The organism is Bacillus sp. mrc49 (assembly GCF_002803435.1).
Window position 1 is genome coordinate 1 of sequence record NZ_PHNG01000658.1, and the last position, 20425, is coordinate 20425.

At 43.0% G+C, this 20425-nt stretch carries 26 protein-coding genes, 1 tRNA gene and 1 rRNA gene; 6 read left to right on the plus strand and 22 right to left on the minus strand.

Annotated elements, in window-relative coordinates; genetic code table 11:
* A 16S ribosomal RNA gene (locus tag CVN76_RS09450) occupies positions 1 to 525 on the minus strand; the annotation flags it as partial.
* Positions 526 to 941: 416 nt separating this feature from the next.
* Between CVN76_RS09450 and CVN76_RS09455 the strand changes: the two genes are divergently transcribed.
* On the plus strand, positions 942 to 1127 hold the full coding sequence (locus tag CVN76_RS09455; protein ID WP_100531057.1) for a hypothetical protein: 186 nt from the start codon (positions 942 to 944) through the stop codon (positions 1125 to 1127).
* 32 nt (positions 1128 to 1159) lie between these two features.
* Here CVN76_RS09455 and CVN76_RS09460 read toward each other — a convergent pair whose 3' ends face one another.
* A complete protein-coding gene (locus CVN76_RS09460; RefSeq protein WP_100531058.1) occupies positions 1160 to 2065 on the minus strand; it encodes a DMT family transporter in 906 nt (301 codons plus the stop codon).
* Between the two features lie 155 nt (positions 2066 to 2220).
* On the opposite strand from CVN76_RS09460, the gene CVN76_RS09465 reads away from it, so the two are divergent.
* The 4 genes from CVN76_RS09465 (at position 2221) to CVN76_RS09480 (ending at position 6043) form a co-directional block, all read left to right on the plus strand.
* Positions 2221 to 2928 carry an MgtC/SapB family protein gene (locus CVN76_RS09465; protein ID WP_061143955.1) on the plus strand — a complete coding sequence of 236 codons (708 nt, stop codon included), beginning with the start codon at positions 2221 to 2223 and terminating at the stop codon, positions 2926 to 2928.
* A gap of 536 nt (positions 2929 to 3464) precedes the next feature.
* Positions 3465 to 4457 carry a Gfo/Idh/MocA family protein gene (locus CVN76_RS09470; RefSeq protein WP_100531076.1) on the plus strand — a complete coding sequence of 331 codons (993 nt, stop codon included), beginning with the start codon at positions 3465 to 3467 and terminating at the stop codon, positions 4455 to 4457.
* 336 nt (positions 4458 to 4793) lie between these two features.
* A tRNA-Ala gene (locus tag CVN76_RS09475) sits at positions 4794 to 4866 on the plus strand.
* 121 nt (positions 4867 to 4987) lie between these two features.
* Complete coding sequence (locus CVN76_RS09480) at positions 4988 to 6043, plus strand: tyrosine-type recombinase/integrase (RefSeq protein WP_100531059.1); 1056 nt, start codon at positions 4988 to 4990, stop codon at positions 6041 to 6043.
* A 37-nt stretch (positions 6044 to 6080) separates the two neighbouring features.
* Here CVN76_RS09480 and CVN76_RS09485 read toward each other — a convergent pair whose 3' ends face one another.
* The 17 genes from CVN76_RS09485 to CVN76_RS09560 form a co-directional block, all read right to left on the minus strand.
* Positions 6081 to 6485, minus strand: coding sequence for a YolD-like family protein (locus CVN76_RS09485; protein ID WP_232732152.1), 405 nt, complete (start codon positions 6483 to 6485; stop codon positions 6081 to 6083).
* Between the two features lie 34 nt (positions 6486 to 6519).
* The gene (locus CVN76_RS09490) at positions 6520 to 6756 is read right to left on the minus strand and encodes a hypothetical protein (protein ID WP_157805499.1); all 237 of its coding nucleotides are present in this window, start codon (positions 6754 to 6756) and stop codon (positions 6520 to 6522) included.
* Entirely contained in the window at positions 6746 to 7336 is a 591-nt protein-coding gene (locus CVN76_RS09495) for a DUF3990 domain-containing protein (protein ID WP_100531061.1), read from the minus strand. The genes CVN76_RS09490 and CVN76_RS09495 overlap by 11 nt, the downstream gene beginning before the upstream one ends.
* A gap of 147 nt (positions 7337 to 7483) precedes the next feature.
* Positions 7484 to 9142: a hypothetical protein gene (locus tag CVN76_RS09500; protein WP_100531062.1), complete on the minus strand. Its 1659-nt coding sequence runs from the start codon at positions 9140 to 9142 to the stop codon at positions 7484 to 7486.
* Complete coding sequence (locus CVN76_RS09505; protein WP_100531063.1) at positions 9143 to 9472, minus strand: hypothetical protein; 330 nt, start codon at positions 9470 to 9472, stop codon at positions 9143 to 9145.
* Between the two features lie 159 nt (positions 9473 to 9631).
* Positions 9632 to 11545, minus strand: a complete 1914-nt coding sequence (locus CVN76_RS09510; protein WP_100531064.1) for a hypothetical protein — start codon at positions 11543 to 11545, stop codon at positions 9632 to 9634.
* 21 nt (positions 11546 to 11566) lie between these two features.
* Positions 11567 to 12010 (minus strand): phBC6A51 family helix-turn-helix protein, encoded by a 444-nt coding sequence (locus tag CVN76_RS09515; RefSeq protein ID WP_100531065.1) that lies wholly within the window; start codon positions 12008 to 12010, stop codon positions 11567 to 11569.
* Positions 11980 to 12519, minus strand: coding sequence for a hypothetical protein (locus tag CVN76_RS09520; RefSeq protein WP_100531066.1), 540 nt, complete (start codon positions 12517 to 12519; stop codon positions 11980 to 11982). Before CVN76_RS09520 ends, CVN76_RS09515 begins: the two co-directional genes overlap by 31 nt.
* Positions 12506 to 12904 (minus strand): hypothetical protein, encoded by a 399-nt coding sequence (locus tag CVN76_RS09525; RefSeq protein ID WP_100531067.1) that lies wholly within the window; start codon positions 12902 to 12904, stop codon positions 12506 to 12508. Before CVN76_RS09525 ends, CVN76_RS09520 begins: the two co-directional genes overlap by 14 nt.
* Before the next feature lie 66 nt (positions 12905 to 12970).
* Entirely contained in the window at positions 12971 to 13702 is a 732-nt protein-coding gene (locus CVN76_RS09530; protein ID WP_100531068.1) for a hypothetical protein, read from the minus strand.
* Between the two features lies 1 nt (position 13703).
* Positions 13704 to 14360 (minus strand): hypothetical protein, encoded by a 657-nt coding sequence (locus CVN76_RS09535; protein WP_100531069.1) that lies wholly within the window; start codon positions 14358 to 14360, stop codon positions 13704 to 13706.
* On the minus strand, positions 14347 to 14496 hold the full coding sequence (locus tag CVN76_RS30930) for a hypothetical protein (RefSeq protein ID WP_157805618.1): 150 nt from the start codon (positions 14494 to 14496) through the stop codon (positions 14347 to 14349). Before CVN76_RS30930 ends, CVN76_RS09535 begins: the two co-directional genes overlap by 14 nt.
* Positions 14497 to 14590: 94 nt before the next feature.
* A complete protein-coding gene (locus tag CVN76_RS09540) occupies positions 14591 to 14806 on the minus strand; it encodes a hypothetical protein (protein WP_100531070.1) in 216 nt (71 codons plus the stop codon).
* An 85-nt stretch (positions 14807 to 14891) separates the two neighbouring features.
* The gene (locus tag CVN76_RS09545; RefSeq protein WP_198512529.1) at positions 14892 to 15572 is read right to left on the minus strand and encodes a hypothetical protein; all 681 of its coding nucleotides are present in this window, start codon (positions 15570 to 15572) and stop codon (positions 14892 to 14894) included.
* Positions 15573 to 15768: 196 nt separating this feature from the next.
* A complete protein-coding gene (locus CVN76_RS09550; RefSeq protein ID WP_157805619.1) occupies positions 15769 to 16329 on the minus strand; it encodes a hypothetical protein in 561 nt (186 codons plus the stop codon).
* Positions 16330 to 16878: 549 nt separating this feature from the next.
* Positions 16879 to 17133 carry a hypothetical protein gene (locus tag CVN76_RS09555; RefSeq protein ID WP_100531072.1) on the minus strand — a complete coding sequence of 85 codons (255 nt, stop codon included), beginning with the start codon at positions 17131 to 17133 and terminating at the stop codon, positions 16879 to 16881.
* Positions 17134 to 17199: 66 nt separating this feature from the next.
* Positions 17200 to 17493, minus strand: coding sequence for a hypothetical protein (locus CVN76_RS09560; RefSeq protein ID WP_100531073.1), 294 nt, complete (start codon positions 17491 to 17493; stop codon positions 17200 to 17202).
* Positions 17494 to 17628: 135 nt separating this feature from the next.
* Between CVN76_RS09560 and CVN76_RS09565 the strand changes: the two genes are divergently transcribed.
* Positions 17629 to 17922 carry a helix-turn-helix domain-containing protein gene (locus CVN76_RS09565; protein ID WP_232732153.1) on the plus strand — a complete coding sequence of 98 codons (294 nt, stop codon included), beginning with the start codon at positions 17629 to 17631 and terminating at the stop codon, positions 17920 to 17922.
* Positions 17923 to 17937: 15 nt separating this feature from the next.
* Here CVN76_RS09565 and CVN76_RS09570 read toward each other — a convergent pair whose 3' ends face one another.
* The 3 genes from CVN76_RS09570 to CVN76_RS09580 are packed head-to-tail and all read right to left on the minus strand — an operon-like array spanning position 17938 to position 20065.
* Entirely contained in the window at positions 17938 to 18579 is a 642-nt protein-coding gene (locus tag CVN76_RS09570; RefSeq protein ID WP_100531074.1) for a hypothetical protein, read from the minus strand.
* Positions 18557 to 19729, minus strand: a complete 1173-nt coding sequence (locus tag CVN76_RS09575; RefSeq protein ID WP_100531075.1) for an FtsK/SpoIIIE domain-containing protein — start codon at positions 19727 to 19729, stop codon at positions 18557 to 18559. Before CVN76_RS09575 ends, CVN76_RS09570 begins: the two co-directional genes overlap by 23 nt.
* A 12-nt stretch (positions 19730 to 19741) precedes the next feature.
* On the minus strand, positions 19742 to 20065 hold the full coding sequence (locus tag CVN76_RS09580) for a hypothetical protein (RefSeq protein WP_100530600.1): 324 nt from the start codon (positions 20063 to 20065) through the stop codon (positions 19742 to 19744).
* Positions 20066 to 20425 lie beyond the last annotated feature (360 nt).

Below are 20425 nucleotides of genomic sequence, written 5' to 3' on the forward strand. Positions count from 1 at the left end.
GGCACGTAGTTAGCCGTGGCTTTCTGGTTAGGTACCGTCAAGGTACCAGCAGTTACTCTGGTACTTGTTCTTCCCTAACAACAGAACTTTACGACCCGAAGGCCTTCTTCGTTCACGCGGCGTTGCTCCGTCAGACTTTCGTCCATTGCGGAAGATTCCCTACTGCTGCCTCCCGTAGGAGTCTGGGCCGTGTCTCAGTCCCAGTGTGGCCGATCACCCTCTCAGGTCGGCTACGCATCGTCGCCTTGGTGAGCCATTACCTCACCAACTAGCTAATGCGCCGCGGGCCCATCTATAAGTGACAGCGTAAACCGTCTTTCCATCTTCTCTCATGCGAGAAAAGAACGTATCCGGTATTAGCTCCGGTTTCCCGAAGTTATCCCAGTCTTATAGGCAGGTTGCCCACGTGTTACTCACCCGTCCGCCGCTAATCTCAGGGAGCAAGCTCCCGTCGATTCGCTCGACTTGCATGTATTAGGCACGCCGCCAGCGTTCGTCCTGAGCCAGGATCAAACTCTCCGAAGAAATGTTTGACTTGCTCATTTGCTTTTTTGATAGTGTGTGCTCACTTAAAATTTAAACGTTGGCGCTTTGTTTTGTTCAGTTTTCAAAGAGCAATTTGTTGTCGTTTCTTTCAGAAGCGACCTCTATAATGTAACATATTGCGTCACGTTTCGTCAACAACTTTTTAAACTTTTTTTCAACAGCTTGTTAGCCGTTTGTGTTGCTGTCTTAGCGACAAGAAATAATATACCATGTACAAAAAAGGTTTGCAATACGTTTTTATAACTTTTTTTCAAAAATGTTTTTTTCTTGTTCCTGCCATTCTTTTTGCCTTTTAATGCCAATAACCTCGATCCTCATACCGCACGAATCGAAGCATATTTACAGGCAAACGCAAATAGACATATAAAGATATCTTTTTCCCGTGAGGTGAAGCAATGGATCTAACATTAATCGGATCACTCATTTCCTACAGTATGGCTCTTTACTTATTCAGTACAGCCTTTTATGAAGCCATTCGATTCAGCAGAGAAAAAGGCAAGGTGAATGGGACGACATTTTTATTCAGTTTCACTTTCGCTTTGATTTTTACCAGGATCACCTATTTGTTCCACCCTTATTAAATAAAGCAGTAAGTCGGTTCGACTTACTGCTTTTATACGGAGACCGGTGATTCTTTGAGCACTTTGCTTTTCCTTTCATCCCTTAGGAATATCATCAAACCAGCCAATATGACGGTACCCCCGATAACCTGCGTCCAAAGTATCGGTTCATCCAATATGAAGTAAGCCAGAATCGTAGCTCCAACCGGCTCAAGTAAAATCCCCATCGAAATGGTGGAAGTGCTCAACCATTTTAATGACCAATTGAATAATGAATGTCCCAATAATGTAGGGAATATGGCAAGCAGAATGAAATACATCCAATCGGCAGCCGGATATGGCGCCAGCGGCTCCCCCTTGAAAATCACATATAGGAACAACGTGACCGCACTGATAGCATAGACGACAAATGTATATGTTATAGAAGATATGCGTTTTCTAACATTTTGTCCAAATAGTAAATAACCCGTTACAAGCGCACAGGCGATAAGCGAAAGAATGTCACCCCAAAGCGCCATGCCGCTTATTCTCAAATCACCCCAGCTGATGATAAGACTGCCGGCTATCGCAATGATGCCGCTCAATATCGCCTTCATTGAGAATCTTTCTTTAAAAAAGAAGTATGCCCCCACAAAAGCGAATAAAGGCTGTAGGGTGACAAGCACCGTGGAGCTCGCGACCGACGTGTAATTGAGCGATTCGAACCATAAAATAAAATGAAATGCCAGGAACACCCCTGACGCAATCGAATACAGCCAGTCCTTTTTCTCAATGAATGCCAGCTCATGGCGATATTTCATCAAGAAAACAGGCAGCATGAACAGAACGGTAAATAATAAACGGTAAAATGCTATAACACCCGATGGAGCAGTCGCTAATTTCACCAGGATGGCAGAAAACGAAACAGATGCCACCCCGATCGCCAACGCTGCATAGGGATTGATCTTTGGCATTTGCATACACGTTCCTCCTTTCAATTTGGATTATCTCTCGATGAACTCTATTCTACTATGTTAAAATCATGGGAGTAAGCTTTTTTGAAAAAAGGGTATATGGAAACAGGTGGAACAACTGATCTTATTCTTCGATAATAGTTCGGAAGTGGTGAAACTACATGGAATGGACATTCGATCCTCAATCAGAACTGCAAATCCTTATCAAATTGGGGATTTCAGCTCTCCTTGGACTCATTATCGGGCTTGAGCGAGAAATGAAACGGAAGCCTGTTGGCTTAAAAACAAGCCTGGTCATTTCCATCGTCAGCTGTTTACTGACGATCGTTTCCATGGAATCCGCCTATAAGTTCCCCGGGAGTGACCACGTAAACATTACGATGGACCCTTTGCGGCTCGCCGCACAGATTGTATCCGGGGTCGGTTTCATCGGGGCAGGCGTCATTCTCCGCCGTGACAATAACAGCATATCCGGGTTAACGACCGCAGCCATCATTTGGGGAGCGGCCGGTATCGGAATTGCCGTTGGAGCCGGATTCTTTCTTGAAGCGATTGCCGGTGTCATCCTATTGATCATCAGCGTTGAATTGGTTCCTGCGATCGTCACTTGGCTCGGACCGATGAAATTACGGCAAAAGGAAATCTTCCTGCAACTAGTGGTGCAAAATAAAGAAGACATTGCCGTCGTCCTGAAAAAAATCAAAGACGAAAAGATATTCATAAAAAACCTGAGAATCAAGGATGTTGCGGAAGGCCACCACCTTTTGACGCTCAAGGTTTTGGTCGACAATAAAGTCAGGACCTCGGATGTATATTATACCGTCTCCACCCTTAAGGAAATAGCGCGGGTAGAGATCGAAAATGCGTAATGTATAGTAATAAAAAAAGGGAGTCGAAATCAACAGATTTCGACCCCTTTTTTTATAGCCAGGTAACAACAACACCGTTCAGCTTTATAACTATGAAAATGGTGTTTCAATTTCGGGAAACGGCCTTTAAAATCAAGAAAAACTGCACCACATTTGTTAGATCTCTCAAAAAAATCGGGGTGCAGTTCACTTTGTGGTGATCCCCCCGTTAGCCATCATGGAAGATTCACTCCTTTTTTATTAGCAGCTATCGTACTCTTCCTATTTACTTCGCACCCTGATTTGCTGTGATTTCCACTATCGGCTCAAATAGGCCTTTTCCTTCGTTCTTGTTTAAGCAATATGGCCAGGTGCTTTGCTTTTCTTTGATTGTGGATAAGCCACCTGCAGTATTCCTTGAGTTAACCATGATCCGAAAAGACCTGCACCCACATAATCCTCATAAACCGCCGTGAAAGGGCTAACATTATGATACAATTGCAATTGCATCGCATCAGTTATAATCAAAAATTTCTTTAGGGAAAGGAGCGATGAAAGTGAAAAAAGCGAATCTCTGTTTTATTGGTGCTGGATTTCATGCATCTACTAATATTTATCCTTCCGCTATCGAAGCAGGTGCAGCCATACAGGCTGTCGCCACAAGGAATATTGAGCGCTCTAAAGCAGCCCTTCAGCGTTTCGGAAGCGAAGGGACACCCTATGAAGACTATAAAAAAATGCTGCAATCCGAAGAGTGTGACGGTGTTGTTGTAGTCGCTCAGCCAGAAGATCAACCTTCTCTCGTGATGGATTGTATCAAGGCTGGAAAGAATGTATTTGTGGATAAACCTCTAGGAATGAGTGCTGATGAAGCTGCCGAAATTGCAGATGCTGCTGATGAAGCTGGAGTGACGGTAATGGTAGGGTTTATGAAACGTTTTGCTCCTTGTTATACTAAGTTAAAAGAAATTATCGAAAATGGCAGTCTAGGAAATGCCTGTTCGTTTCAAGCAAGGTTTGCAGCAGACAGCACCCCCTTTTGCAAAGATGATGAACAGTTCATTAAGTTTGCTGCCATACATATCGTTGATTTAGTACGCCACCTATTCGGAGAAGCTATATACGTATCAGGTTTTAAGAATAGTGATAATGAGTTCATTTCTCAAACCATCTCACTAAAGTTTGAAAATGGTGTTGTCGGCAGCCTTTACTTTACTGGAATGACCGCTTGGTCTCGCGAAAGTGAAAATATTCTTGTTACATTCGATAATGGATTTGCTTTTGCAGATGAAGTGAATTCACTTACCATTCATAAATCACAAACATTCAGTGATTTGCCATGGAAGTCTCTTGAAGAGGCTGACACTGTATTTACTCCATCTGCATCCCCAATGTCTGGAACTTACAGGGATCTTTATTTACGTGGCTTCGTTGGAGAAATGATTCATTTTATAGATTGTTGCAAAAATAAAAGAAAACCCACTTCCAATGGAACTGACAACGTTCATACCATGTCTCTTTGCGACCGTATTTTGTCTGAGTTAATCTAAGCATTCTACAGCCATTTCCTTAGATATATACAAGTATACGTTTTAGCTTTAGACGCGGTACGTGAGCCTTCCTGGCGCTTGCGCCTGCGGGGTCTCACGTAGACGTGCATTTCCTAAACGGGAAGTTAATTGGTAAACAAGACCGACATGCCGCCATATTTTTCATAATAAAGCCTCCTTACTCTGTTTCTATCAATATAAGGATAAGTAACGGGCCAACGTTGGCATCGTATTTCATTTGCGCCCAAACATTTTTTCTATAATTTTTAAAAAAAATTTCATTCTTATATTGACTTTTCCTGAAAATCCGCTAAAATAATTATTGTACCTTAACACGGGGCATTAGCTCAGCTGGGAGAGCGCTACGCTGGCAGCGTAGAGGTCAGCGGTTCGATCCCGCTATGCTCCATACTTGGATTTACCAACGTTTTGAGACGCTAAATATCCGTTCAGCGTAACGGTGCTATTTACGTCAGCGTAACGCCTTACCTTTCCGAACATACAAATCGGATTTGGGAGGCGTTTTTATTTTGTCAAAAACAGATAAGCGGCGCGGAAAATACGTCAAAAGCGACCGGATTAATAAAGGAAAGCGTAATTCAATTTACGAGTTGGCTTCGTTATTTGAAAAGGCATATAACGCAAAGGTTGCAGAAGGATTGGCGAAAGGTACGTTGTTTCGTTATCAGCACGCCCATTCGCTATTCATACATTTTCTAGAGGAAAAAGGTATTCAGGCGGACATTCGTTTTATTAACGTTGATATTTGCCGAGAATTTGTTACGTTCTTGCTTACGGAGCGAGTTAAGTTTGACGGCCATAGGTTCAAACCGGACACCTCTAAAACGGAAGGTGTTTCTCCGCGATATACAAACGACTTAATCAAAACGTTAAGGACTACATTTCGAACGTTGCAGCAAGACGAACTTGTCGACGCAAACCCATTCGAAGGTGTGAAGTGCGTTAAACAGCCCGAAAAGTTAATTAACGTTTTAACTTCGAGCGAACTAAAAGCATTGTTGGAAGCACCTGACCAGAGGAGATATGCTTCATTTAGAGATTACGTAGCACTTATCACGATGATCGATACAATGGCGCGTGTATCGGAGATTCTTTCTCTTACAGTAGAAGACGTAGACCTTAATGCAAAAGAAGTTATATTCAGGTCAGAGATTACGAAAACCAGGAGAGGCCGGATTGTTCCAATACAACCGAAAACAGCAAGGTTATTAAAAGAGTTAATCGCCGAGGTTAAAGAGTTCGATAGCGATTATATTTTTCTTGCGAACTACGGAGAACCGTTAAACCCAAACACATTTCGCCGCCGACTTTTAAGTTATGCGAATAAGGCTGGAATCAACAAACGGGTACATCCGCATTTAATCAGACATTCAACCGCAACTATGTATTTGGAAGGTGGCGGCAACTTGCGATACCTCCAAGCGTTATTAGGACACGTTGACCAGCGAATGACTTCGAAATATACACATTTATCAAAGCAATCCATCGCTGATAACCATGAGCAGTATTCCGCTCTAAATCAAGTGGTTGGGAAACTGAATAAACCTCGTAAGGTTAAACGATAATTAGGGCGGTCATTGCGGCCGCCTTTCTTCTATATACTTATTCAATAACTTCAACGGAAATTACTTCCGTCATCTTTACACGCTCCACTTCGTCAGCTTCTGTTTTAAGCCGCACTTCCTTTCGTATAGGATCGACGTAATGAACGCGTCCAACTATTTCGTAATTAAAGCCGTCCACCCACTTCGTAATCTTCACCGCAAAATTATATTCCATTCCGTAGCAGATACGCTGGTCAAACTCTTCGAATTGAAACTCGTCTATAATCGGTTTTTGTTTGCGGTGATAATCCGTATCCAAATTACGCAGCATCTTCGTATATTCCGGTAGAAAGGCGGCCGGTGCCCACTTAAGCTTTCCGCGGTCACATATCGTCATATCCGTCAGTCCCTTCGTTATGGATAACGATATTATAACACGAACACACGTTCTTAATTCATCCAAAATAAAAATGCCACTAAAAACAAAGTGGCATTTTTTAAACTAAAGCCTGTAACTTGCTGAAATGTTTATTAATTTCTTCCGCCCAGAAGGAGATGCCCATATGTTGTGACCATTCAATATCTCTGTCAATTTTCGCCTGAACAGAATTTGAAAAGATAACTTTAAAAGCATCACTCAAAGGAACATCGAAAGTTTCAGCTAACTCCTTGGCAATTCCTTCTTTAAAAGTTGGATAACCATTTTCTTCCTCATAAAGAATTTCAGCTTCCAAGTTCTTTAATTCCATTATATTGCTTACTTTTGACATATGCATTCACCACCCCTATTTTGTTAATAATATTATAATCGAAAATCTCTTGATTGTGAATAGACAGCTGGTCATAATTTGGATAATTACAAACATATTTATAAAATGTCTCTGAGTCTATTCTGCCCTGATCTCGATTTTTTATAACAGTATGTATTTTCCCATCCGCAACCCCACCGTAAACATAATCATATCCATGAGTAAAGGTTTCTAGTTTAGAACGATTTAGATAAATAAAATCTGACCATTCCGGATTCATTTCTACCCAAATTTTACTAGAAAAATCACTTTTCAATTTACCTATATTAAGCTCAAAAACAAAAACTATCGCTTCTCCTTCAAACGCTACTCTGTTTTCTGCATGTTTGCTCGCTTGATTGAAATTCGATGTCAAATAAAAACCTTTACCGAAATCTGTATACTCTTTACATTGGCTTAAATCTATATTATTTGAAAGTGAGTCAAAATATTCGGATGAAGTACCGTGATACCAAATTTTACTTAACTTAGTAAAGGTCCGATTTGAAATCTGATTGTTATTCATATAACTTTACCTCATTTTACTACTATTCTACCAAATTTTTAACAATATACAACAATTTTCTATATACTCCGCCCTTTACTTAGTATATTTTAACAAGTCCTATAAGCCGACCCGTAAGTCGGCATATAGCTATTTTTCCTACCACCATTAAGCGCCCGAATTACCGGCCTGTATTACTTTCTTAACGAAATAATCGAATAATTGATCGGCGTCTTTCTTCGTTGAACCTGATCCGTTCATCGTAACATTGAATTGATACGTATTGCCTCCGCCTTTTCCTGATGAATACTCCTTATTTTCCTGCTTTGTTAAAACGCGTTCGCCCCGGTGGGCATTTATTATCGTTCCATCCCTCGGTACATAAGAAAGTCCGCCTGCTGCCGATGTTTGACGGCCCTGACCTACGGATTTGCTGTATTGCGGCGCGCTTGTAACGTTGGACCAGCTAACTTTTGGCACAATCGGAATATTAACGCCAGGTATCTTGTTAAGGACGCCAATCATCTTATTTACTCCGGAAATAACCGAGTTAACCATCTCGCCAGCCTTACTCTTTATCGTGTCAAAGTTGCGATAAATAGCCACACCTATTCCGACGATTGATCCGAATGGACCGAGTAGCGCTAAAACAGCTCCCTTTAGATAACCGAGTTTATTCCATAGCTCGATCGTTTTCGCCTTCACCGTATCGAAGTTCCGCCATACGTAAATAATCCCCGCAGTCAAAGCCGCCAGGGCTACCACAATTAGGCCGATAGGGTTAGCCATAAGGACGCCATTAAAAAGAGCCGCAGCCGTTGTGGCCCCGACATTTGCGAGCTTATATGCGTTCATCATCGTCGTTACGGTGCTTATGACTGTCATTGCGGCAAAACCGGCTTTGAGCACGACAAGCGCCCCACCGACGGAAATAATCGTCTCCCTGATCGCCGGCCAATTGTTCGCAATTGTTGTGGCGAGATTTATCGCCCCTGATACCGCAGAGCTGAAAGCCCCTTCCGCCTTTACCTGGAAGTCCGCAAACTTTCCACTCTCCATGAAGGCAGTAAACTTATCGATAAAAGGGGCCACGGAGCTTAACGCAGATTCACCGAGCCCAACGAGGAATTGCTTCGTCGTGTCAACGAGTTTGCCCCACTTGGCGTAGGTAGTATCGTTTACCTTTCCGAGATATTTAGTATCAATCCCGATTTTTGATAGCACATCGTCGAGCGCCTTCAACTTCTCCGCCTGATTGGCCGCATCTTTAATCGGCTGCACTTGGGCTTTCGTTAAATTAAAACGGTCCTTCAACGATACCAGGTCGCCACCCAGCGCCTCCTTTATCGCGAATCCGGCCCCATCGAATCCTTGCATCGGATTAAGGTAACTCAGGCGTTCCGTGAGGTCGACCATCGTCTTAATCTCGTCAGTATTCTTTGTCAGTGTCGAAAAGGATTGCGTAGAGCTCAAGGCTTCCTGATAGGTCATGACGGAATTGACCGCCTTGTTTTGGATGAACTCGGACAGCTCCTTCGCTGCCTTCGCATCCCCGCGAAACATCGCTTCAAGACTGACCTTGTTATAGTCGAGCTTCATCGCCTCGCCAATTGTAGCGTTAAGCGCCTTCTGAGCACCAACAACTCCTATAATTCCGGCAGCAGCCGCGCCTAATCCGGAAGTGAAGTTGGACATATTCGACTTCATCCGGCCAACGCCCTTATTTACGGTTTCTGTGTGCTTTTGAAACGTCTGCAATTGCTTCGACATCTGACGCATCGGTTTCGTCATATTATCTATGAGGCTGATTTTTGCTCTTAAATCCATCTAACTCAACTCCTCTGCGATCCTGGTCGCAATTATGTCCTTTTCTTCCCACAATAGATGAGCTCTTTTGCGAGCTTTCAACTCCGTCACCTCATCTCCAGCGTTTCGAGCCGCAACAAAAAGCTCAACTTCCGCCAGGACTAGTAAATCCGCCTTAATCATATCGCCAAGTACCTTATCGTTTGACGTAGCCGTAAACTGACGACTTAGCTTCTTTAGATGGCGACTTACATTTTTCGAAAACTTGCCTTCGTGTGCGTCCAACTTGTTTATATACACGCCGAAATCTAACGCTCGCTGGGCGCGTGACTTGCGTAGAGCATCGTACATTATTCCTCATTCCTTTCGTATTTGAATATAAAAAACGCCCGAATTAACGGACGCCAAAAAACAGGGGCTATCGGGACCTCTTCGCTAGGTTAGCCACGACTAGCGTTCATTGGACAACGCAAAAAAAGCCGCTCCCTACCGGATGGCTAATGTACAAACTTACTTAGATTTGGCAATTTGAATTTCGTCCAAACAGACGAAGGTTGAATCTGAATTACTTATAATCACATACGGCTTGACCTTAGATACTCCGGACGGTATGAAGAAGACACCCGCCGCTCGTACCATCCTGAAGTTCGCACCATCCACATCATAAACTGTGCCCGCAACCACTAAAGGATCAGAAGGCGAACTATTTAGTGCGTTTCCATTTATTCGATCTGCTGTTGTGATAATTACATCGTCATAGTTGAGGGTATCAACCAACGTGTTATTGTCATCAAAACATTCTAAACGATACTGAATAGTATTTCGGGTACTTATTTTATCCAATTTAATCAACGTAGACATAAAAATCATTTCGCTCGCTTCAACGGGTAACATAAACTTATAATCCAATTTCATACCATTTGTTCCTGGAGTGGTTATATTATATTTTAAACAAAGACTACCTCCATTTCCTTCTTGAACAATGGTAGGATTGGAAATCCCTGATTTATAACTGTTATGCCAGTATGGATCATTAGCTTGAACCGTCATATCCGTATTAAGAACAGATCGCGCAAAATCTCCATTTCGTAATAGGTTTAAGTCTTTGGAAAGCAAGCTCTTTACAACGCCACCATTGAAAATTTTCTTTCCTAAGAAGAATACTTTAGGACTGTCGACTAAAAAACGATCGCTTAATTTGTACGCGTTAAGATGGTTTGTATCTTGATAGCGAAGTTCTAACCCATCTATATCTAAATACAAGTTTATATATCCGTTTTGTGAATTAGGTACATTTTTAAAGATAGGAGATGCTCGTTTTAAATACATGATTAATTTATTTGCATAGAATGAATTTCTTCCATTTGTTTCTCCTAGAGATGTGGATTCCGAGTGATAAAGTATTTGATCCTCACTTGTATTACCCCATGCTCCAATCTTTTCAACATAACAGTTGTTCATTCGTATGGATGCTCCGGACCGTAAACTTTTAATAACAGCCGATGCATTAAAATCGAACGAGCAGTTTTCAAAAACAAGGTCATGACCTCCAACATCAATCAAAACAGATTCTTTGGACGCACCTGCAAAAATACAGTTTTCAAAGAGCATATTTTCACCGGAGTTTATTTGTCCGGATGTCGGGGATTCAAAAGTGACATGATGATTATTATTTTCGATATGACCGTTTTTAATGGTTCCAATATAGTTATTAACCGCATTGTTTTTAAAAGCTTTATTAAAGCCGTACACATTAACGTTTTCAATAACATAACGAGATACAGCATTTCTAATGTCGCTTAACGGATTTCTATCTCCCAACTCAATAGCTACCGTTTTCGCTCCAACCATTGACTTGTCTACTGTAGTTGAAAAGATAATGGCGCCATTTGATCCGTCAAAATACTTCCCTCTATTCCAACTCAATTTGGACAACTCGAGCGGAGTCCCTGCCGAATTGCTATACTTAGGGTCATCCGAATTAGGTGCAACATAGAATCCCGTCCCATTAAATGTTACAGAAAATCCTACGTACCCTTCCGATTTTATTTTTACATAAGGAGACATCTTTACTTCCTTGTTAATGATGTATTTACCTGTCGGTACACGTAGCGATGGAACGTTTGTGAATCCGGTAGAAATAGCTAAATTACGTATATAGTCATTTGCTCTCTGGAAAGCTTGATCGTGGCTTGTTTCCGATGCAACTATGAATTTTTTAATACTAATACCCCTGTCGTCAATCTTATCGTCTTTATCCTTCAACGCATCTACTACGGTCGGCTGCGGAATCAACGACACGTCGCCAATCCCCGCCACCTTCTCGTCAAGCTTCCCGAAGTTATCGTTAAACTCCGTCCGTAACACCCCATCAGTAGGCGCCCATTTATGCAATCCTAAATTACCGGTCTTTTCGCTACTCATTTTATCCGCCCCTTTTCTTTGTTAATTCAGCATGTCGTTAAGTTCATCTAAACCACGTTGTAACTCGTCGTCAGACATACGTTTGGCTCCGCTGCTCTCTTCGGTTTGCACCACTTCACGTCGTTCGATAAGACGTCCATTCAATTTATAGAACAACTCCAGCGCTTTAATCGAGGCCAATCCGTTATTACTCGTCCCTTCGATTAGCTTAAGTAGCTGGGAATCTGCTGTAGCACGAAATGCATCAAGTTTTGTCTCAGATAACCAAGCGCAGTACTTAATAAAATTAGGCTCTTGTCGATAGTTGTATAGCGTGCGTGCAGATATACCTAACTCCATCGCAAGATCTTCGTATGATTTTTTCTGTTTGCCTGCGTAATCATTTGCCACCGTTAATTCAGCCGCCTTTAGTTGATCCGCGGATAGCCTCGCCTTTAGTTCGCTAAGTGTGACTTCCTTTGCCATTCGTCAATCTCTCCTTTGTAATGTCGTAGTTTTTCTTCTGTAAGCTCGGCGTCATTTTTAAACTGATTGTATAGCGCATCGAACTCCGCAGCCTCTTCCGGTGAACGCTCGTATAAAATATCCGTACCTCTGACCTTGAAGTCCGCCATCGCAAGCCATTCATAGAGCCTTCTCGCTAAGAAAGGAGCTTCGTATTTATGCCGGTCCCTCACGTCTTGTATAGCCGCCTTTAACGCGACCGCCGATAGTGTGAGCATGAGCGCATTTTCCGCATGGCAAGCCACTTCGAGCATCGTTTCATATTCGGTTAGTTTGCTGTCGTCGATTTCCAGTACTTTACCGGCTCCGAAAATCAAACGAGTGTAATGCGCCAGATATGACCGGACAGGATCGGACTTCTCATACAGTACCGCGGCTAGTGCGTCTGGGACCTGAGGCTGGCCTGGCGGATTATCATGGTCGAGCGCATACTCCGCCTCAATTTTCGCCCAGTCTTTAGTTGTAAGCATGCGGTACGCCACCTTTCGTATGGTCAAGTGCCATGAAAAGTTGTCGACTCAATTGCGGAGCTTCATATTTATCCCGTTGAATGGCTGTTGCCAACGTCCAGGACAATACCGTTGCATGTGCGCTCAAACGCCAATCGTCACACCAACGTACCGGCTCGAGTTCTTCCAGAAAATCCGAAAGCTTCGACGTATCAATGTCCGGTACTTGCTGGCTTTCGTGGACTAGCTGAGTAAATCGAATAAGCACCGGACGGATAGCTTCATCAATACGATTAACAGTCGCTCGATCCTGTTCCGTCGTTTGCCTACGTGGGGGAAGCTCAGTACCGCCCCTTTCCGCCTTGCACAGCGCAATAAATTCGCGCATTTCTTCAAGTGTCTTCACCGGATCACCTCCATAGTTAAAAGGCGCTCTGCCATCTGTAAGAGCGCCTGATTTCTAAAAAAAACCTTACTCGTCGTCTGAATCTACATAAGAATTTGGGTTATTTGCATATTTCGTAAATTCAGCACCGATTGTCCTTGCAATAGACTCCAGTTCAATACCTCTTTCAAGAAATAGGTTTTCGTTGAAAGCACCCTCCAACATGCCTGCAATCTGGGCAGCTTCTTTTTGTTCTGGCATTTGAGCCTTATCGCTGATATTATCGTAAACATCACGCAGTTTTAATTTGAAAGACGGATCGCCGCCAGATATGCCAATGATGCTATTTGCAATGTCCGGGAATTCTTGTTTTATTTGATAAGTAAAGTAATGATCCTTTTGCTTATCCGCAAATTCCTGAACTGATTTAACGGCCTCATCTGGATTAACTGATAATAGAAGTTTAGTTTTCATGTCATTTAATTCTCTTTGGAAAGTGTCAATGGTAATACTTGAAGGCTTTCCCGGCTTTTCGTTTAAAATAATCTCTGCCCTAGCGTTTACTTTTACTACATGTTGCTGGAATTCATCCTTCATTCGTTTCGCCTCTCTAATAAACTCCTTACCGTATTTTTTCTTTAATTCCGCCGTTTTTGCTTTTTTACCTTCAGGAGAAAGCATAGAATCATTTCGAATATCTCCATTATCTTCCTCAAACAAGCTCTTGATTGTAGTGGCGAGGCTAGTTGATGAGCCTCTAATTTCATTAATTCTGTCGTAGCTACCTTTTAATTCTTGAAGTTTTTCACGGATATTCATATTATTTCTCCCCCTCAGATTTGAATGATTGTTTAATATAAGTTGAACCTTCTGGCATCTCGTAGCCATTCTCAATATCCTGAAGCATCCACGCTAGTTTATTAATATCTAAACCCGATTCCGCCCTTTCTCCGAACGCATTAGCAATATAGTAACTGCCTTGTTGCTCACCCATATTTTGCGCCGAGTCATTAACGTCTTTTATCTCAGATTGGATTTCGTGATATTCGCGTCTTAAGGCGTTAAAATCGTAAAATGCGCTTAGCATCAAATCAGCGCCCTGCTTCATCCGTTCTTGAATTGACGGTAAGTACTCAGATTTAACCGATGGGATGTAATCGTATATATAAGCTTGAACGATTTCGGCTCTTGTAATATTTCCCCCTGGTCCCGAAAAGTGACCGTGAGCAATAGCGCGTTCTTCGTTAGCGTAGCCTAGCTCTTTGTCAGCTTGTTCAATCGCCTTTCTTGCTGTAGACTTTTCCTTACTTTTGTCGATCCCGCTTTGAATTTCTATGTGGACTACTTCGTCTAGCTTGATTTTTGCGGCAGTCAAATTATTCTCGGCTTGTTCAACCTTCTCATCGTAGCGTTGACGCGCTTCTTGGATTTCAATTCCTTGCTCTAAATACTGCTCGTATAATTCAAACTTTTTCACCTTTATGTCCCCCTTTTGATTTATTTAAGATTTCATCCCGAAAAGCCTTTCCGTGTTTCCTTCTCCGAGCGATATGCCTGCGCTGATAATCCGTCATATTCTCCGAGAAAATTCTGCCTGGCTTTTTCCTAGCCATTTTAAAAACCTCCTCGATTTCACCCTCTCCTAAAAATATAGCTATCACCCAATTAACAGCTCACTTGATTTTTTATTAAAACTTAAATGGATAATTATGCTTTCAATCTGAAGTGTTCATAAAAAACAAAGAAGTCCTCCGTTAAACCAGCCTCAGTCCGAACGAGTTTAGCTCGAATATAGTCGGTAATTTCTCGCTGTCCCTTTTCGATTGCGCAGATAGTTGAAGAAGAAACGCCAATTCGCTTCGAAAATTCCACCTGCGACTCACTCAAAAAGTAACGAATAGCCTTCGCTTTGATTGCATCCAATAGCAAACCCTCCTCTTTATCCTGTTTTACATCTAAAAAATACCGCCCTGTTATGGGCTTTCCCCTTATACCTTTTTGTCGCCATTTAAAAATGCCCTTGCGCCCTCATACGCTCATACCTCAAATGTCTTTCTGAATACTTTCCAGAATAATAGCTCGATATTTCTTCTAGACTCATATACGAAACAATAACCTCGCCCGGCTTGCGATCGCTATTGGTAAACTTTACGCGAACATTGCCTGCTTCCTTCTCGTTACCGTTATAGAGAACCACACGTTTGGGCTTGCGCTTGCCTCCATTTATTTCCCCACGTTGTTTGGCTGCGTCTATCAGTTCGACCTTTTTCGGAGAATACGGTGCTTCATACTTCCACGAATGCTTTAACATTTCGTACTCTTGAATCCAAAACGGATATTCAAGCCACCAAATATAACCTTGTTCTCGCTTTGTTCTCTTCTTTGGCTTCGGATTCAAAAGTGCTTTATCTGCCCGTTGCTGGCGGCGCTGAATGCTCTTGATACTTCGTTTACAATCATCGCAGCATGTTCGTTTGGTATTCCGAAGGCTAACATCACGCCACCAGTATCCGCAATACTCACAGCGTTTGATCCGTTTGTCCGACATTTCGTGTAGTTCTCCATTCATAAGCTGTTTAATAACGGGCATAGCATCGTGTATGGTTAATTCATCCGTAAATAATTGCGCGAATTCAACGGCTCCACAGCCGGGCTGTTTGTAGTCGATCTTATTCCCCATCCCCCCCAATTCGCTCCCTCCCTTTTCGATTGTCCAAAACGGACAGTCCGCTCGTCTTTTTTACTCTTATTTCATAAGACTTTTTTTACGAATAATATATAAGAACTAAGGTACTATTGGCGTCAAATCCTTTTGGCGCTATCTTTTAATTGCTTACTTAAAGAGTTGCTTACATAATTAGTTGCTTACTCTAGGTTCCTTTTGGTCACATAGGAATGTCCGTTTTGGACTCACTACCGTCTGTACCTTTTGTGCAATCCGATAAAGTGGCACGTATTTCATGGCTCCGGCTTACTTCTTCAGCTAACGCATCATCAAAGAACTTCTTCCGCTTTTCCCTATCCTCCGCAATCCTTGCCTGTATCTCTTCTACTTTCGTAAAAAAGGCTTTGATTTCGCTTGGATACTTTGCAATAAACTCATCACGAGTCAGCGGATCATGCACAACAAAATAGTCCTTATTCGCGACGACTGGCGACTTAATGACCGCTACGAGACCGCACTCCTTCAAAACTCTTAGTCTCGAATCAAACGCTTTTCGGCCCAGTCCCGATTGTGCCTGCAAATATTCGCGTGAATGCCATACGATGCCTCGCATGTCTTCGTTGGTAGTATTACGCCAAGACCGAAGATACGCGTATAGGCCCGCTGTTGTAACGTCGAATCCATCCAGAAGCGTGTAAAGACGGACGAGAGTATTGGACATGCGTGAAAATCCGGCTGGATCGCCAAAGTGTTTCATTAATTGTTCCGGTGAATATTCCATTTCGATTCCTCCTTTTAATTTTGCGAAATTTTCCCCACTTACATAACTATAGGCGCGAGGATTAGAATCGGCGCACTTTAAACGAAAGGTTTTTCCTCCCTTAACCATAATGCCGACTGACTCCTAGTTTCCGCGCAGTTTATCGAAAACTTTTCTTCCCCTACATAACTATAAGAATGAGGAAGATAAACCGCGCAGTTTACCGAAAACTTTTCGGCTTACCTTACGATACAGGTGAGAAAATGAATCCGCGCACTTGTTCCGCAAAAAAAAACGCCACCCTAAGGTGACGCTTTGATTCTACGCACGAATTCCCAAATGAAAACACGGCATTTTAACTGCGCTAGGACATTCCGATGGTAAACGTAGCCACCCGCCCTAGAAAGTCTTTTCTCCCGTGTAGAATAAGTGAAAACGGCTCACGGGTCAGCCTATTACCCACGAACCGTCCGTAATGGCACCCGATCCAACCTCATCCGTTGCCGCGGTTTATGAGGTTCCATCGGATGTCACAGTTTTATATAGGGCGGCGCCAACCGCCCGGATAAATTAATCCGTTATTAAGTCGAGGAATGCCTCGTAATTGCCCTCGTAACCTTTGCCCGAGAGGTGATCGATATCATTAACGTCAAGGTCCACGATATATATATCGGGATAATCAGTCGGAACGCAATCGTAAAGTGAAAAATTATCTATGGTGACCAGGACGCGACCGTCCGGAAGAAGAGCACCTGATACAAAATCTTTTGGATAAGAAATTCCTTCGTATATGAACTGGACTGTTACCTTTTTTAATTTCGGCATGTTATAATCTCCTTTAAGATATAGTTTGTTTTTACGGCTCGCTTTGTGTTCTCAGCACAGGGCGGGCTAATTCTTTGCCAACTTTTCGACTATTTCCATTAAACTTGCGCTCATCAGCCAGTTAAGGTCGACCTCTTCGGCTTCGTAATCCAAGCCTATGTTAATGTACGACGTAGCTTCCAGGTCCACTTTGGGCGTCCCATCAGCCAACCTCCCAGTCACCTTCCGAAACGTCCAACTCTCTGGGCTAATTTCAATCGTCCAATCCTCACCAATTACGTAAGCGTTCACGATTATGTCTTCGCCCCAATCAGGATCCGTCGGATTTTCGAAATAAACGGGTGCTTTTTGAATAACCATGCGATAACCTCCTCGTCCATTAATTTAACTCACCGAGTTGTACTTCCTGAGTTAATAATATAACTTACTGAGTCATACGTCAAGAGGTTTACGAAAAAAGTTTTTTAAAGTATAATTGGCGTTGAGGTGAGGGAATTGTCAGCAAATAAAAAGTTACTTACTCCTATGGTCGATAATGGGTTTATTTCATCATTAGAGGGCACTTTAAAGGAACTAGAGATAACGAAGAATGCTTTAGCAGTTGAAGCGAAGGTGAGGCCTGCAACCATTAATGACCTAGTAACGGGTAATGCAAAACAGGTTAATTTTGAAACACTTAAGGCGGTTATAGATGCGCTTAATCGTAAATCCCTGGAGAATGGGGCAGGAAAAAGATTTTCTATCGAGGATGTTTTTATTTATAACCCAAACAAAAAGGACTCCGAATAAACGGGGCCCTTTTTTCTATTTCACCACAATCCGCACTCCGTGTTCAACCGGCCTGCTCACCGGCTCTTTTTTCAAGGACGCCAGGAACCCCGAAAACGACTCGGCCTGGAATACTTTAAACGGATAATCCCCGTCGATCGCATAACGTTGGTACGAAAGGATAAGGACGTGAGGAAACGGCTTATCGATCAATCCACTTTCGTATAGCTGGACATAACGCTCGAGCTTTTCGTCCATTTGCTTCGTGCTGTAAACGGTCCTTTGAATTTCCAAGAAAAAATTCGTATGACGGAATCGGGCCGCGACATCAGGCTCGCAGCATCCGTCCTTTTTCCGTCCGTACTTCGGCTCAACTAAAAACGATTCCAGCTCGCCAAGCTTCAACATCTCTTTATAAACGTTGAGGATCGCGAGGAAGTGCCCAATTTTCTGGCTTTGCTGCTTAATTTGAACATTAGGACCGAAGTAACAATACGGAATAAAGGCCGTCGATCGCTGTATTTTTCCTTCCCTAAGCAATCGCAGCAAGACATTATTTGCCGCGTATCTTGGGTTAGCCAATCCTTCGAAGAATAGCTGAGCGATGGAATCACGGTCCATCACACGGAATTTATTGAGCGCTTGAATTATCGCCTTATCTCTTTTCGTCAATGACATCGTTAAATACCTCCTTTTCCGTTAATTCCACAATGACCGGCTCCTCTGGCGTAACTTCTCGGACAGGCCCCTTCGCCACCGTGAACGCATTAAGAAGTTTCTTCGCCTCATCAATCGAAAGGTATGGCGCCTGCAGCTCGTAAAGTTTATCGCTGTTCATTATAAATCGGCCACTCGTTTCGATAGCTTCCGCCCCTGGCGTATTGACAATGCGAGCCTCGATGATATCGCGCAGCTTAAAGCCCATGCAGACGGTCAGATTAGCGCGAATAGTCGTATCGAGTACCTTAGCATTTGGACGTTGCATGGATAATACGGCGAATACTCCAAGCGTCCGGCCGATCGCAGTTATCTCCGTAAGGATCTCCATAATCTCATCGTTTTTCCGCAGCATGACAAATTCATCGATGCATACGACTAAATAGGGCCTTCGGTGTTCGGACGGCAAATCGTCGATGTGCCCAACTTCGAAAATCTCCGTCAGGTCGCTCCGTTCTTCTAGCTCCTTTTTAATGCTGCGCAACATCTTGACGATATCCTTCGCGCTGCTTAACACGCATTGGACGTGCTCCACTTTCCGGAAAATATGAAACTCCGATTTCTTACAGTCGCCCAAGTACAGCTTTAGTTCAGAGGGTTTTTTAGTGAGGATCAGCGTCGTTATAATCGACCGTAGTTGCGTCGACTTACCGCTACCCGTTTCGCCAGCAATTAAGATGTGCGGCTGCTTTAATAGGTCGAACGCGTTATACTGGCCGTTCCGGTCCTTTCCGCAGATGATTCCGATGGTAAATGGCGAGACAGCTTCGCGCACTCCCTGGACTTTATACGGTAGCTCTTTCGGCATTGAAGTTGCGTAAATGGTCAGAACGTATTTCTTTAAATCGCCTTCTATCGAGATTGACCGGCCAAAGTGCTGACGGAAGACAAACTCCTTCTTTTTTACTTCCTTAGGATCCATGCCGTTTAACAGCGTGAAAGTATAACGAAGCGTTTTCGCCAATTTGTCGAGGTGAATTTCGTGTATCTGCGGAAATATGGTGCGCTCGTTCCCACCTTTACTTTTATACGTTTTATATAGTTCGGCACTCCGGAATGCCTTGATTAGTTCGGCTTTTGCCTTTGATTTATAAAGAAATTCTTTTATCATGCGATAACCTCCTCAAAGGGATAGTAGGAACCATGCGATCGAACTGAATCCGCCAATCGTGAAAGCTAACCTCGTCACTGTTTCGATGGCCCACGCAAGCTCCTCACGGCCCGAACTGGCGGCGAAATTCTCCAAACCGTGCGATAGCATTCCGATTGCAAATACGCCCAACACGACCGCATATATGCCGGCTACATCAGGCGATAAAAAACTACTAACCGTTATCGAAGGCATGAAACTATAAATGGGCGTATTTATGGAGCGCTTAGGCTTACGGTATGTCCCTGCCATGAATGTTTTGAAGTCGATTACTTCTGGCTGCTGTTTTCTGAACATTTCGCTCATCTCCGTTCATTAGAATTATCTGAATATTTTCTTTCCCCTCTCGCGCTCTCCCCTCACTCTCTCCCTCCGGTCCTTCCTTAACAGGTTTCCGGAAGCTTATTAAACCGGCTTTACTGCTTATACAAGTGCACTTATATAACTGAGTTGAATCTGTTACGAAATTGAAAATTAAAACATCCGATTCTATGACGCTACCGTTTACCAACTTATTTGCTTTCGTGTTAATAGCCTATGTGGTACCGATTGTCCACGTTTACTTGTCCGCGAAAATAATTTTATCCGCCGGCGGGTATAACTTGTTTCATCGGCGGGCATGACTGGAATTAAAAAGCGAGTGAAAGGAAGATCAAT